Genomic DNA, 12,309 nt, shown 5'->3' on the forward strand with positions numbered 1-12,309 from the left:
GATGAGGGCAGGGTCTCGGGGAATATGTTAGGTCATTACGTCATGCCAGCATAGGGTGGCCCACGAATTCGTCCCCCGACCGGATGGAGGCCCCGTGCCGACCCACGAGCTGCTCGCGACCTGTTGGACGAGTGCCGGCGACTCGGCTCCCCTGCGGAACGAGCTGAGCCCGCTCCCCCTCGAGGAACGGGTGCGCGCGATCGCTGCCGGCGGGTGGCAGGGCATCGGGCTGAACGCCACCGACCTCCGGGCCGCGCGGGACCACATCGGGTGGTCCGGGCTGCGCGACCTCGTCGACGCGGCGGGGCTGCGGCACACCGAGGTCGAGCTGGTCTCCGACTGGTGGACGACCGGTGCGCCGAAGGTCGAGTCGGACGCCACGCGCGACCTGCTCCTCGACGCGGCGGTGGCCCTGGGGGCCCGCCACGTGAAGGCCGGGTGTCCGTTCGGGGCGGACCCCTCGACCTGGCCCACGCTCGTCGCGCCGCTGCGCGAGCTGGTGGGCGTGGCCGGCGAGCGCGGCGTCCGGGTCGCGCTCGAGCCCCTGCCGTTCTCGTCGGTGGCCTCCGTCCCTCTGGGCGCCCGGCTGGTCGCCGAGGTCGACCACCCCGGGCTCGGCCTGCTCGTCGACGCGTGGCACGTCTTCCGGGCCGGGACCGGGCTCGAGGAGCTGCGTGACGCACTCCCCCCGGGATCGGTGTTCGGGGTGGAGCTCGACGACGCCGACCCCGAGGTCGTCGGCACCCTCTTCGAGGACACCGTCGAGCGCCGGCGCTACCCCGGCGAGGGCTGCTTCGACCTCGAGGGCCTCGTGCGTGTGGTCGCCGGCACCGGCTTCACGGGCCCGTGGGGCGTCGAGGTCATCTCGGCAGAGCACCGCGCCCTCCCGGTCGAGGAGGGCCTGCGGCGCGCGCACGAGTCCGCGAGCGCCCTGCTCACGCGCGCCCTGGGCTGAGGCCGGGTCGACTCAGCCGTCGAGGTCGTCGACCACGTGCCGCAGGTACCGGCGCGGGGCATCGAGGAAGCCCCGGTGGTGGGCCACGACGTCGAGGTCGTCCCACGCGCTCTCGCGCACCCCGTGCTCCCCGAGCTCGAGCAGGCGAGCGCCCGGGATGGCGGCGAGCACCGGTGAGTGCGTGGCGATGACGACCTGCGTGCGTGGCCGGCGGGCCATCTCGGTCAGCTCCGCCACGAGGTGGAGCTGGGCCGAGAAGGAGAGCCCCGCCTCGGGCTCGTCCATCACGAACAGCCCCTCGCCCCGGAAGCGCCGGGTGCCGAGGAGCGACACGAAGGACTCGCCGTGCGACATCGCGTGGAAGGCGGGGTCGGTGGGCCCGGGGTTGGTGTCGAGCCAGGTGAACAGGCCGTGCATCGTCTCGGCGCGCACGAAGTAGCCCCAGCGCGGCGCCCCGGGGTCGCGGACGACGCGGACCCACTCGTGCAGCGGCGACTCGCTGGCGTGGGTGCGGTGGGTGGCCCCGGTGGATCCGCCCTCGGCGTTCATGCCGGCCGCCATCGCGAGCGCCTCGACGAGGGTGGACTTGCCGGACCCGTTCTCGCCGACGAGGACCGTGCAGCGCGCGAGGTCGAGCCCGTGCTCGAGCACCTGGGCGACGGCCGGGACGGTGAGCGGCCAGGTACCGGCCGCCGGCAGCTCGACCTGGGTGATGCGCTCGAGGCGCCGGGCCGGCAGGCCCTCCTCCCACGTCCCGGCCCGCGCCATGGCGCCGACGCTACCGACCGGCGCCGACACGGGTCCGGGGGCGGTGCCCGAGCGCCCGGGCGGGCGGCGGCCCCCTGCAGAACCTCCGCCCGTCCGGTGCCGAGTCGGTCGCGTCGGCCGGGGCGCGGCCGGGGCCGCGGCGACGGCACGCTCACCGGCGGGGACGCGGCCGCGGGGCCTCGTGGGCTCCGCGGCGGCGGCGTCCGCACCGGGGGACGCGACCTGGTGGCGCACTTTTAATCGCCACCTGTGGAGATTCTGCACCATCCGCCCACCCCGGTGCGCGACGGCATGACCGGCATCACGCCCGGCGGACCGTCCGCCGGGCGCGACCCGCGACCCCCGTAGGCTTGGCCCCCGTGACCGAGAACGCCACCCCCGCCGTCCCCGAGGCCGACCTGCCCGAGCAGATGCGGGTGCGACGCGAGAAGCGCGACCGCCTCGTCGCGGCCGGCGGCGAGGCCTACCCCGTCGCGGTGCCGCGCACCCACTCCCTCGCCGACGTGCGCGAGACCTGGGGCCACCTCGAGACCGGTGTCGAGACCGACGACGTCGTCGCCGTCGCCGGGCGGGCCGTCTTCGTCCGGAACACCGGCAAGCTCGCCTTCGCCACCCTCCAGGAGGGCGCCGGCACCCGCCTCCAGGTGATGCTCAGCCTCGCCGAGGTCGGCGAGGACGCCCTGGCCGCGTGGAAGGCCGACGTCGACCTCGGTGACCACGTGTGGGTCGAGGGGCGCGTCATCAGCTCCCGCCGCGGCGAGCTCTCCGTGATGGCCACGCGCTGGGGGATGGCGAGCAAGGCGCTGCGCCCGCTGCCGGTGCTGCACAAGGAGCTGTCCGAGGAGTCGCGGGTGCGCCAGCGCTACGCCGACCTCGTGGTGCGCCAGGAGGCGCGGGACATGGTGCGCACCAAGGCCGCCGCCCTGGGCGCCGTCCGCTCGGTGCTCGGCGAGCAGGGGTACGTCGAGGTCGAGACGCCGATCATCCAGCTGGTCCACGGCGGGGCCGCCGCGCGCCCGTTCCGCACCCACATGAACGCCTTCGACCACGAGATGGTGCTGCGCATCGCCCTCGAGCTGAACCTCAAGAAGGCCGTCGTCGGTGGGGTCGACCGGGTCTACGAGATGGGCCGGATCTTCCGCAACGAGGGCGTCGACGCCACGCACTCCCCCGAGTTCACGATGCTCGAGGCCTACCAGGCGTGGGGTGACCAGACCTCCATCGGTGCGCTGATGCGCGACCTGTACCTCGGGGTCGCGGACGCTTTGGGCTCGCGCCGGGTGGAGACACCGGCCGGCACCGTCGACCTCGACGGCGAGTGGCGCTGGCTGCCCGTCTACGAGGCGGTCAGCGAGGCGGTGGGCGAGCCGGTCACCATCGACACCCCGAAGGAGACCCTGCTCGAGCACGCGGAGCGGCACGGGGTCGAGGTCGACCCGGGCCTGGAGAAGGACAAGGTCTTCCTCGAGCTGCTCGGCGAGGTCGTCGAGCCGCAGCTCCTCCAGCCGACCTTCCTCTGCGACTACCCGGCCATCGCCCAGCCGCTGGCCCGCCCCCACCGCAGCGCGCCGGGGCTCATCGAGGCGTGGGACCTGATCATCGCCGGGGTCGAGCGCGGCACCGGGTTCTCCGAGCTGGTCGACCCCGTGGTGCAGCGCCAGGTGCTCACCGAGCAGTCGCTGCGCGCGGCCGGCGGCGACCCCGAGGCGATGCAGCTGGACGAGGACTTTCTGCGGGCCCTCGAATACGGCGCACCACCGATGGGCGGGCTCGGCCTGGGAATCGACCGGATGATCATGCTCTTCACCGGGGCGAACATCCGCGAGACCATCCTCTTCCCCCACCTGAAGCCCGAGGCCTGACCCGATGGATTCCGTCGTCCCCTATCTCGTCGCGATCATCCCGACCATCGTCGTCGCGGCGTTCTTCTACGTCATCATCAAGCGGATGATCGAGGGAGACCGCCGGGAACGGTTGGCGCAGAGCAAGTTCGAGGCCGAGCAGGACCGCTCCCGCGCCTCCGCGGACCCGGACGCCGTCACGCACGACGAGCCGCGGACCGGTCCGGAGGGCGGAACTCCCGGCGACCCGGGAAATCCCTCCTGAGGACTTTCCGAAAGCAGAGTCTTTACCACTGCTTTACCATGGCTGTAGTTTCGGGATGACGCCGTGCGGCATGCTCGGTGCCGTCCGAAAAAAATTGATCCCTCACCGAAGGAATTGCAGATGGCCAAGAAGGTCCAGGTCCTCCTCGTGGACGACGTCGACAAGGAGTCGGCCGCCGACGAGACGGTGACGTTCGCGCTCGACGGCGTCAGCTACGAGATCGACCTCACCAGCGCCAACGCGGCCAAGCTCCGCGACGCCCTCGCCGTGTGGATCGGCCACGCCGAGCGCACCGGCGGACGCCGCTCCGCGGGTCGTGCGGCCTCCGGCTCGACGGGCAAGGGCCCGCGCCGCGACGTCAGCGCCATCCGCGAGTGGGCCCGCGCCAACGGCTACGACGTCAGCGAGCGCGGCCGCATCTCCACCGAGGTGCAAGAGGCCTACGAGAAGGCGAACTCCTGACCCACCCCGACCCCACGGTCACGGGGGGGGGGCCCCCCCCCCGGGGCCGCCCCCCCCCCCCCCCCCCCCCCCCCCCCCCCGCCCCCCACCACCCCCCCCCCCCCCCCCCCCCCCCCCCCCCCCCCCCCCCCCACCCCCCCCCCCCCCCCCCCCCCCCCCCCCCCCCCCCCCCCCCCCCCCCCCCCCCCCCCCCCCCCCCCCCCCCCCCCCCCCCCCCCCCCCCCCCCCCCCCCCCCCCCCCCCCCCCCCGCCCCCCCGCCCCCCCCCCCCCCCCCCCCCCCCCCCCCCCCCCCCCCCTCCCGCATGTCCCGCCGGCACGCGTGGCTGCGCTTCACCGCCGGCGGCCCCCCGCTGCCGCGCCGCCCCCACGACGACACCGGCGACTGGCAACGTGACCTGCGGGCCCTGCACGCCCGCTGGTACGACGGCGTCGCACCGCCCGCGGTGGCGTCGGTCTTCGTCCTCCAGTGGGCCCTCCAGGTACCCGCCCACACGGCGGCGCACGCGGCGGCCGCCGGCCCGTGGCGGGCCGGCCTCGCCGACCTCACGTTCTCGCTCGGCCCGGCCCTGGTCCCGGACGTCGTCCGGCTGGGCGGGCTCACGGCCGACGACGCCCCGCTCGAGGACCGGCTCGACGCCGCCGAGCGCGACTACCGCGCCGTCGCCGAGCCGCTCGCCGCCGGGTACCGCACCGACGTCCGGCTCGGCCCGCACGTGCGCTCCGCCCTCGTCGACGACATGTGGGCCGCCGCCCGCCGCGAGGCCGAGGGCGCCGCCGGGCTGCTGCGCCCGGGAGCGCTGGCGCGCGAGTCCTGCTGCCTCATCTACGCCCTGCCCGGGTGCGTGGAGTGCGCCGGCTGCCCCCGCCTCCGCCGCCACCCCTGACCCGCCTGCCGTCCCCGACTTATTGCGCATCTGCCACCTCGGACGGCCCGTCCGAGCACCCGCGAGGTGGCGGATGCGCAATCAGTCGGGTGGGTGCAGTCGGGGGTCAGGGGGTGGTGGCGACGAACCGGGTGCCGTCCCAGCGGTAGGTGGCCGCCCGGGTGCTCGTGGCCGTGGGGAGGGCGGCCGGGTCCTGGCCCGCCACGAGCAGGCGCGGGTGGTCGTCCGCGACGCCGGCCGCGGCTGCGGTGGCCGGCGGGAGGGCCGCGACGCCGACCAGGGCGACCGCCGCCGCCGAGGTCAGGGCGCCGAGGACGCGCCGGCCGGAGGGACGGGGGTGCGGGGTGCGGGTCCTGGTCATGGCTCCACGCTCCGCCGGCCACGGATGCCCCCGCTGTACCCCGCCTGTGCAGTCCCGATGACCGACTGATTGCGCATCCGCCACCTCACAAGGTCCGTTCGAGCCCGCGCGAGGTGGCGGATGGGCAATCAGTCGGGTCGGTGGGGGTAGGTCAGGGGAGGTCGGCGAGGAGGTCGCCGTCGCGCTCGACCCGCTCGAGCACCTCGTCGAACATCAGCTGCCGCAACGCATCCGGTTCCGACGCACCACGTTCCACCTCGTCCCACGTGCGCGGGGCCGCGACGTTCGGCAGCTCGCGGCCGCGCAGCGAGTACGGGCTGATGGTCGTCTTCGCCGCGACGTTCTGGCTCCAGTCCAGGAAGACCTTCCCGGGCCGCAGCGACTTCGTCATCTTCCACAGCACCAGCTCGGGATGCTTCTTGGTCATCTCCTGCGCCAGCTGCATCGCGAGCTCGCGCACCTGGTCCGACGTCAGGTCGCCCCCGAGCCTGGCGTACAGCTGCATCCCCTTGCTGCCCGAGGTGACCGGGTACAGCTCGAGGCCCAGCCGCTCCAGACGCTCCCGGACGATGAGCGCCACCCGCGCGCACTCGTGCAGACCCGCCGGCTTGCCCGGGTCGAGGTCGATGACGAGCCGGTTCGGGTTCTGCCGCACCTGGTCCGCATCGACCGTCCACTGCGGCACGTGCAGCTCGAGGGAGTTGAGGTTGACGAGGTAGGCGAGCTCGGCCATCCCGGGGACCATCGGGTAGGTGACGTCGTCGACGGGGACCCGCGGCAGCCACGATGGCGCGCCGGACGGCAGGTTCTTCTCGAAGAACATCTGGTCCTCGACGCCGTGCGGCCAGCGCACCCGGGTCACCGGCCGGTCCGCGAGGTGCGGAAGGAGGACCTCCGAGACGCGCGCGTAGTAGTCGAGCACCTCGCCCTTGGTCGTCTCGCTCGCGGGGTACATCACCTTCTCGAGGCTGGTCAGCTTGAGGCGCCGGCCCCCGACCTCGACCCGCGTCACCGACGGCACGTAGCGCTCAGCCACCCTCCTCCACCTCCCGCAGCTCCTCGGGCGTCAGGTCGTGGCGCACCCCGAGGTAGGTGGGCTGGCGCAGCCGGTGGTCGGCGGTGAGCATCAGCGTGCGGACCTCGACGACCAGCCGCGGCTCGACCCACGTCGTGCCGGAGGCGTCGATGCGCGGCACCTCGTCGGCGAAGGGCGAGGTGTCGCGCTCGGCGGCCCGCAGCCGCCGCAGCAGGGCCACCCCGGCCGACCCGGCGAGCCCGGACCCCACCCGCCCGGCGTACCGCCAGCCGCCGTCGTCGTCCGGCAGCCCGACGAGCACCGCGCCCAGCCGGTCCGCCGAGGACGCCCCCGAGCCGACCTCGGGTCGCCACCCGCCGACGACGACCGAGTACGTGCGCCGGTGCGCGACCTTGCGCCAGTCCGCCGAGCGCCGCCCCGGCACATAGGTCGCGGAGCGCCGCTTGCTGACGACGCCCTCCAGCCCCTGCTCCGCGGTGACCCGCAGCAGCACCTCGCCGTCGTCGTGCACCTCCGGGACGTGCCACGAGCGGCCGTCGAGCTCGAGCTCCTCCAGCAGCCGCCGCCGGACCGACCACGGCTGGCGCGTCAGGTCCTGGCCGAAGAGGCGCAGCAGGTCGAAGACCATGAGGGTGACCGGCCGCCCGGCCACGAGCCGCTCGGCCTGGCGCCGCTTCGAGACGTGCATCCGCTCGGCGAGGGCGTGGAAGCTCGGCCGGCCGTCCTCCATCGCGACGACCTCACCGTCGAGCAGCAGGTCGTCGTAGGTGGCGCCGAGGGCGTCGAGCTCGGGGAAGGCCGGCGTGACGTCGCGCTCGGTGCGGCTCGTCACGGTCACCGCGCCGCCCCGCACGTCGACGAGCACCCGCATCCCGTCCCACTTCACCTCGTGCACCCACGCCTCGCCCCGCGGCGGGGCCTCGGCAGCGGTGGCGAGCATCGGGCGCATGGCCCCATCCTGCCGGTGCGCCTCGGCTAGCGTCACCGCATGGAGCCGACCGGAGCCGCGCGGCCACCCGGCCCCGTCGTGCTCGTCGAGGGCGAGAGCGACGCCGTCGTCGTCCGGGCCCTCCTCGACGCCCGGGGCGCAGCCGCCGAGGTCGTCCCGATGGGCGGCGTCACCAACCTGGCCCGCCACCTCGACGCGCTCGGTGGGCCCGGCCCCGGCGTGCTGGCCCTCGTCGACGCCCCCGAGGTCCGCTTCGCCAGCGGGGCGCTGCGCCGCCACGGGGTGCGGGCCGACACCGTCGAGGAGCTCGGCTGGCACGGCGTCCTCGTCTGCGACCGCGACCTCGAGGACGTCCTCATCCGCGCGCTCGGGCCCGACGTCGTGCGCGAGGAGCTCGCCGGGATGGCCGAGCTCGGCGCCTTCGAGTCCCTCGCCCAGATGCCGCACTGGCGGGGCCGGCCGGTCGCCGAGCAGCTGCACCGGTTCGCCGGCTCCGGGTCCGGGCGCAAGAGCCGGATGGCGGCCCGGCTCGCGGGACGTCTCGACCCCGACGACCTCCCCGACCCGCTGGGCGGCCTGGTCGAGGCGGTCCTCGCCCGGACCTGAGGCCCGCGCCCCCTCCCCACCGGGCCACGACCCGCCTACGCTGGGCGGATGCGAGCGATCTGGAAGGGCGCGGTCTCCTTCGGGCTGGTCAACGTGCCGGTGCGCCTGTACTCCGCCACCGAGAACCACGACGTGCAGTTCCGCCAGGTGCACCGCGAGGACGGCGGGCGCATCAAGTACAAGCGCACCTGCTCCATCGACGGCGAGGAGGTGAGCTACGACGACATCGCCAAGGGCTACGAGACCGAGGACGGCGACATGGTCGTGCTCACCGACGACGACTTCGCGGACCTGCCGAACAAGTCCTCCAAGGAGATCGGCGTGACGAAGTTCGTCCCCGCCGACCAGATCGACCCGCTCTGGCTCGACAAGTCCTACTACCTCGAGCCCGACAAGGCCGCGACCAAGCCGTACGTCCTGCTGCGCGACGCCCTCGAGAAGGAGCAGCGGATGGCCATCGTCACGGTCTCCATCCGCACCCGGATGACGATGGCCGTGCTGCGGGTGCGCGACGGCGTCATCGTCATGCAGACGATGCTCTGGCCCGACGAGGTGCGCGCCGCCGCGTTCGCCCACGTCGAGGAGGAGCAGCACGCCACGAAGCAGGAGATGGACATGGCGCGCATGCTCATCGACCAGCTGGCGGGCGACTTCGACCCCGACGAGTACGAGGACGACTACGCCCTCGCCGTCAAGGAGCTCGTCCGGGCCAAGGTCGAGGGCGGCGAGGTGCAGGTGGCCGCGGTCGAGGAGGAGGAGTCCGGCGAGGTCGTCGACCTGCTCGCGGCCCTGTCCCGCTCCGTCGAGAAGGCCAAGGCCGCGCGGGGCGAGGCCCCGGCGCCGAAGGAGAAGGACTCCAAGCCCGCGGCGAAGAAGGCAGCGGCCAAGAAGTCCACCGCCAAGAAGTCGACGGCGAAGAAGAGCACCTCCAAGAAGGGGGAGAAGAAGGCCAGCTGAGGCCCGGCAGCGTCCTCGGGGTCGGGCGCGGACCGGAAGGGTCGGGCCGAGAACCCGGAAATGCGCGAGAATGTCGCGCGATGCATTGTCCGGACGGTTCACCCGAACGTCCGCATTCCCGGTTTGCCGAGCGCGCGACCGGGCCTTTCTGCCTAGCATCGGTCCCACGCCCCCACCGGTGGGCCACCGACCCGGAGGACGCATGACGAGGATGGTGCAGCGGGCCGCGGGCGCGGTCGCCGCCGCGGCCCTCGCGCTGGCCGGCGTCCTCGTCGCGGCGCCCGGGGCACGGGCCGCCGACGGGTTGTCGGCCAGCGCCACCAGCCGCTACGTCCTGGACCCGAAGGACGAGGTCGTCCGGGCCACGATGACCATCGACCTGCGCAACACCAGCCCCGACACCCGCGCCGACGGCGGCGTCTACACGTACTACTTCGACGCCTACTCGGTCCCCGTGCCGGCCGGCGCCGAGCGGGTGCGGGCCGTCACGGGGGACACCGGCCTCGGGGTGTCCCTGTCGGACACCGACGACCCGAGCACCCAGCTGGCCCGGGTGACCTTCCCGCCCCTGCGCTTCGAGCAGAGCCGGCGGATCGTCCTGACCTTCGAGGTGCCGGGGGCGCCGCCGCGCTCGGAGAACAGCACGCGCGTCGGCCCGGGGTACGCGACCTTCGTCGCCTACGGCCCGGGTGACGAGGGGCGCAACACCGTCCAGGTCGTCGCGCCGTCCTCGATGTCCTTCACGAGCACCGTCGACGGGTTCGTCCCCGCGGGCAACGGCGACACCACCACGTACACGGCCACCGAGAACACCTTCGACGGCGGGCTCTGGGCCGCCGTGTCGCTGCGCGACCCGAAGCAGACGCGCGAACGCACCATCAGCGTCGACGACCTGTCGCTGACCCTCGAGTCCTTCCCGGACGACAAGAAGTGGGCCTCGTTCGTCGCCGGCAAGGTCACCGACGGCCTGCCCGCGCTCGAGGAGCTCGTCGGCAACCCGTGGCCCGGCGGCCTCTCCCGCATCCGGGAGGACGCCTCCCCCTCGCTGCGCGGCTACGACGGCTGGTTCGACCCGACCGGCGACGAGATCGTCGTCGGCGAGCAGCTCGATGACGACCTGATCTTCCACGAGCTGAGCCACGCGTGGGTCTCGGGCGAGAGCTTCGAGGAGCGGTGGCTGTACGAGGGCCTGGCCCAGTCCGTCGCCGAGCGGGCGGTGAAGCGCACCGGGGGTGACCCGCGGTCGCACCAGAAGGTCTCCCGGAGCTCCTCGGAGGCCGTGGCCCTCAACTCCTGGGCCGGCGATGCTGGCAGCAAGAGCGCCGATGTCGACGCCTACGCCTACCCCGCGTCCTACCGGGTGATGACCGAGCTGCTCGGTGGCCTCGACGACCGGGAGTTCGCCGCCGTCGTCGGCGCGGGGGTGCGCGGCGAGCGCGCCTACGACCCACCCGGCCTGGTGACGCCCAGCGGCGGGCGCACGTCGTGGTCGGACTGGCTCGACCTCGTGCAGTCCCGCGGGGGTGTCGAGGACGCCCCGGACGTCTTCCGCACCTGGGTGCTCACGAAGAAGCAGGCCGCCCAGCTGGCTCCGCGGGCCGCGGCCCGCACGGCCTACGCCGCCCTCGACCGCGCCGACGGGTCGTGGATCCCGCCGGAGGGCCTGCGCGACGCGATGACGGTGTGGGACTTCGACCGGGCCACGCTGGTCCGGGACGCGGTCACCCCGCTCGGCCGGGAGGCGGTGGCGGTCCAGCAGGCGGCCCGGCGCACCGGGCTGCCCGTGCCAAAGGCGGTCCGTCAGTCCTACGAGCAGGCCGCGCTCGAGGACGACTACGCCGACCTGGCGACCAGCCTGCCGGCGGCCTCGAGCGCGATCACGGCGGTCGGGGCGGCCCGACGCACCGCCGACGCCGACCACGACCCGCTCACCGCGGTGGGGGCCGACCTGCTCGGGGTCCGCGACCGGGCCGAGCGGGCGGTCACGGCCCTCGCCGCCGGGGACGTCGAGCGCGCCGCCGCGCTGGCCACCGACGCGCGGGACCGGGCGGGCTGGGCCCTCCCGCTCGGGCTCGGGCTGACCCTCTTCGTCCTCGTCCTCCTCGGCGGCGCGGCCGCCGTCGTCGTCATCGCGGTGCGCCGTCCCGCCCCGCGGCACGCCCTGGCCGCCGGCTCGCCCCGCACCCCGGAGCCCGCGGAGGACGACCCGCAGCCAACCGTGCCCGCGCCGACCGGCGAGCCCGCCGAGGGGGCCGCGGCCGAGGAGCACTCGGGGGACGCCGCCCGCTCGCGGTGACCCCGGCCCGGCCGGCTCGCCCCAGCGGGTCGAGGTGATCCCGTACCGCGAGGCGGCCCGACATCACCTCGAACCGCACACGCACCCCCGTGGGTCGAGGTGATCCCGTACCGCGAGCCGGCCCGACATCACCTCGAACCGTGCCTGTACGCCGACCGGCACTCGGGGCCCCGGACGGCGTCAGAGGACGCGCAGCATCCGGGTGTTGCCCAACGTGTTCGGCTTGACCCGCTCGAGGTCGAGGAACTCGGCGACGCCCTCGTCGTAGGAGCGCAGGAGCTCGGCGTAGACGGCCGGCTCGACCGCCTGCCCCTCGATGGCGGTGAAGCCGTGCCGCCCGAAGAAGGCGGTCTCGAAGGTCAGGCAGAACAGCCGCGACAGCCCGAGCGCCCGGGCCCGCTCGACCAGCGCGTCCAGCAGCGCGGAGCCGACGCCCGTCCCGAGGGCCGAGGCGTCGACGGCGAGGGTGCGCACCTCCCCGAGGTCCTCCCAGAGCACGTGCAGCGCACCGCAGCCGACCACGGTTCCGTCCTGCTCGGCGACGACGAAGTCCCCGACGGACTCGTAGTAGGCCACCGCCTCCTTCTGGAGCAGCACGCGCTGCTCCGCGAGGGGGGTGACCAGGGCCCGGATGGCGCGGACATCGGCCGTCCGCGCGGGACGCACGACCCGCTCCGCCCGGGCCGTGCCGGGGGCGCGGCCCGGCGCTGCGGATTCCGGGGTCTCAGGAGGCACATCGGCACTGTAGCGACGTCCCCGCACCCTCCGGCGGCACGTCCGGGGAGACGCGGGACGGGCCCGGACATGGGTGCGGCCCGCCACCGCAGGGGTGGTGGCGGGCCGCTGCAAGGTGCCCCGGAGGCCCTTGCCCGACTAGTGTGCGACACCGACCAGCAGAAATGGGTAAAGGAACCGTAAGTTTCTGCCT

Annotated in this window: 13 protein-coding genes; 8 read left to right on the top strand and 5 right to left on the bottom strand. The window is 74.5% G+C overall.

Annotated elements, in window-relative coordinates; all coding sequences use genetic code 11:
* The first annotated feature begins 94 nt into the window (after positions 1-94).
* The gene (locus tag ACQZ2A_RS09735; RefSeq protein ID WP_430210149.1) at positions 95-955 is read left to right on the top strand and encodes a sugar phosphate isomerase/epimerase family protein; all 861 of its coding nucleotides are present in this window, start codon (positions 95-97) and stop codon (positions 953-955) included.
* A gap of 12 nt (positions 956-967) precedes the next feature.
* Here ACQZ2A_RS09735 and ACQZ2A_RS09740 read toward each other — a convergent pair whose 3' ends face one another.
* Positions 968-1,723, bottom strand: coding sequence for an AAA family ATPase (locus ACQZ2A_RS09740; protein WP_430210152.1), 756 nt, complete (start codon positions 1,721-1,723; stop codon positions 968-970).
* 410 nt (positions 1,724-2,133) lie between these two features.
* Between ACQZ2A_RS09740 and ACQZ2A_RS09745 the strand changes: the two genes are divergently transcribed.
* From ACQZ2A_RS09745 to ACQZ2A_RS09760, 4 genes are all read left to right on the top strand, one after another.
* Positions 2,134-3,585 carry a lysine--tRNA ligase gene (locus ACQZ2A_RS09745; RefSeq protein ID WP_430210322.1) on the top strand — a complete coding sequence of 484 codons (1,452 nt, stop codon included), beginning with the start codon at positions 2,134-2,136 and terminating at the stop codon, positions 3,583-3,585.
* A gap of 4 nt (positions 3,586-3,589) precedes the next feature.
* Positions 3,590-3,829, top strand: coding sequence for a hypothetical protein (locus ACQZ2A_RS09750; protein WP_430210154.1), 240 nt, complete (start codon positions 3,590-3,592; stop codon positions 3,827-3,829).
* A 120-nt stretch (positions 3,830-3,949) separates the two neighbouring features.
* Entirely contained in the window at positions 3,950-4,291 is a 342-nt protein-coding gene (locus ACQZ2A_RS09755) for a histone-like nucleoid-structuring protein Lsr2 (RefSeq protein ID WP_430210157.1), read from the top strand.
* A 303-nt stretch (positions 4,292-4,594) separates the two neighbouring features.
* Positions 4,595-5,176 carry a (2Fe-2S)-binding protein gene (locus ACQZ2A_RS09760; protein WP_430210159.1) on the top strand — a complete coding sequence of 194 codons (582 nt, stop codon included), beginning with the start codon at positions 4,595-4,597 and terminating at the stop codon, positions 5,174-5,176.
* 106 nt (positions 5,177-5,282) lie between these two features.
* Here ACQZ2A_RS09760 and ACQZ2A_RS09765 read toward each other — a convergent pair whose 3' ends face one another.
* The 3 genes from ACQZ2A_RS09765 to ligD (ACQZ2A_RS09775) form a co-directional block, all read right to left on the bottom strand.
* Positions 5,283-5,537, bottom strand: coding sequence for a hypothetical protein (locus ACQZ2A_RS09765; RefSeq protein WP_430210161.1), 255 nt, complete (start codon positions 5,535-5,537; stop codon positions 5,283-5,285).
* A 151-nt stretch (positions 5,538-5,688) separates the two neighbouring features.
* Complete coding sequence (gene ligD, locus ACQZ2A_RS09770) at positions 5,689-6,573, bottom strand: non-homologous end-joining DNA ligase (protein ID WP_430210164.1); 885 nt, start codon at positions 6,571-6,573, stop codon at positions 5,689-5,691.
* The gene (gene ligD / locus ACQZ2A_RS09775) at positions 6,566-7,522 is read right to left on the bottom strand and encodes a non-homologous end-joining DNA ligase (RefSeq protein ID WP_430210167.1); all 957 of its coding nucleotides are present in this window, start codon (positions 7,520-7,522) and stop codon (positions 6,566-6,568) included. Before ligD (ACQZ2A_RS09775) ends, ligD (ACQZ2A_RS09770) begins: the two co-directional genes overlap by 8 nt.
* A gap of 39 nt (positions 7,523-7,561) precedes the next feature.
* On the opposite strand from ligD (ACQZ2A_RS09775), the gene ACQZ2A_RS09780 reads away from it, so the two are divergent.
* From ACQZ2A_RS09780 to ACQZ2A_RS09790, 3 genes are all read left to right on the top strand, one after another.
* Positions 7,562-8,128 carry a hypothetical protein gene (locus tag ACQZ2A_RS09780; protein ID WP_430210170.1) on the top strand — a complete coding sequence of 189 codons (567 nt, stop codon included), beginning with the start codon at positions 7,562-7,564 and terminating at the stop codon, positions 8,126-8,128.
* Between the two features lie 48 nt (positions 8,129-8,176).
* Positions 8,177-9,085 carry a Ku protein gene (locus ACQZ2A_RS09785; protein WP_430210172.1) on the top strand — a complete coding sequence of 303 codons (909 nt, stop codon included), beginning with the start codon at positions 8,177-8,179 and terminating at the stop codon, positions 9,083-9,085.
* Positions 9,086-9,287: 202 nt separating this feature from the next.
* Positions 9,288-11,381, top strand: a complete 2,094-nt coding sequence (locus tag ACQZ2A_RS09790; RefSeq protein ID WP_430210175.1) for a hypothetical protein — start codon at positions 9,288-9,290, stop codon at positions 11,379-11,381.
* Between the two features lie 180 nt (positions 11,382-11,561).
* Here ACQZ2A_RS09790 and ACQZ2A_RS09795 read toward each other — a convergent pair whose 3' ends face one another.
* Complete coding sequence (locus ACQZ2A_RS09795) at positions 11,562-12,047, bottom strand: amino-acid N-acetyltransferase (RefSeq protein WP_430210177.1); 486 nt, start codon at positions 12,045-12,047, stop codon at positions 11,562-11,564.
* Positions 12,048-12,309 lie beyond the last annotated feature (262 nt).

The organism is Phycicoccus avicenniae, assembly GCF_050496545.1.
GTDB classification, from domain to species: domain Bacteria; phylum Actinomycetota; class Actinomycetes; order Actinomycetales; family Dermatophilaceae; genus Phycicoccus; species Phycicoccus avicenniae_A.

Coding starts and splice junctions, on each gene's coding strand:
- ACQZ2A_RS09765 (WP_430210161.1), bottom strand. CDS start 5,537: ATGACCAGGACCCGCACCCCGCACCCCCGTCCCTCCGGCCGGCGCGTC.
- ACQZ2A_RS09790 (WP_430210175.1), top strand. CDS start 9,288: ATGACGAGGATGGTGCAGCGGGCCGCGGGCGCGGTCGCCGCCGCGGCC.
- ACQZ2A_RS09785 (WP_430210172.1), top strand. CDS start 8,177: ATGCGAGCGATCTGGAAGGGCGCGGTCTCCTTCGGGCTGGTCAACGTG.
- ACQZ2A_RS09760 (WP_430210159.1), top strand. CDS start 4,595: ATGTCCCGCCGGCACGCGTGGCTGCGCTTCACCGCCGGCGGCCCCCCG.
- ACQZ2A_RS09780 (WP_430210170.1), top strand. CDS start 7,562: ATGGAGCCGACCGGAGCCGCGCGGCCACCCGGCCCCGTCGTGCTCGTC.
- ACQZ2A_RS09755 (WP_430210157.1), top strand. CDS start 3,950: ATGGCCAAGAAGGTCCAGGTCCTCCTCGTGGACGACGTCGACAAGGAG.
- ACQZ2A_RS09750 (WP_430210154.1), top strand. CDS start 3,590: ATGGATTCCGTCGTCCCCTATCTCGTCGCGATCATCCCGACCATCGTC.
- ligD (WP_430210167.1), bottom strand. CDS start 7,522: ATGCGCCCGATGCTCGCCACCGCTGCCGAGGCCCCGCCGCGGGGCGAG.
- ACQZ2A_RS09745 (WP_430210322.1), top strand. CDS start 2,134: ATGCGGGTGCGACGCGAGAAGCGCGACCGCCTCGTCGCGGCCGGCGGC.
- ACQZ2A_RS09740 (WP_430210152.1), bottom strand. CDS start 1,723: ATGGCGCGGGCCGGGACGTGGGAGGAGGGCCTGCCGGCCCGGCGCCTC.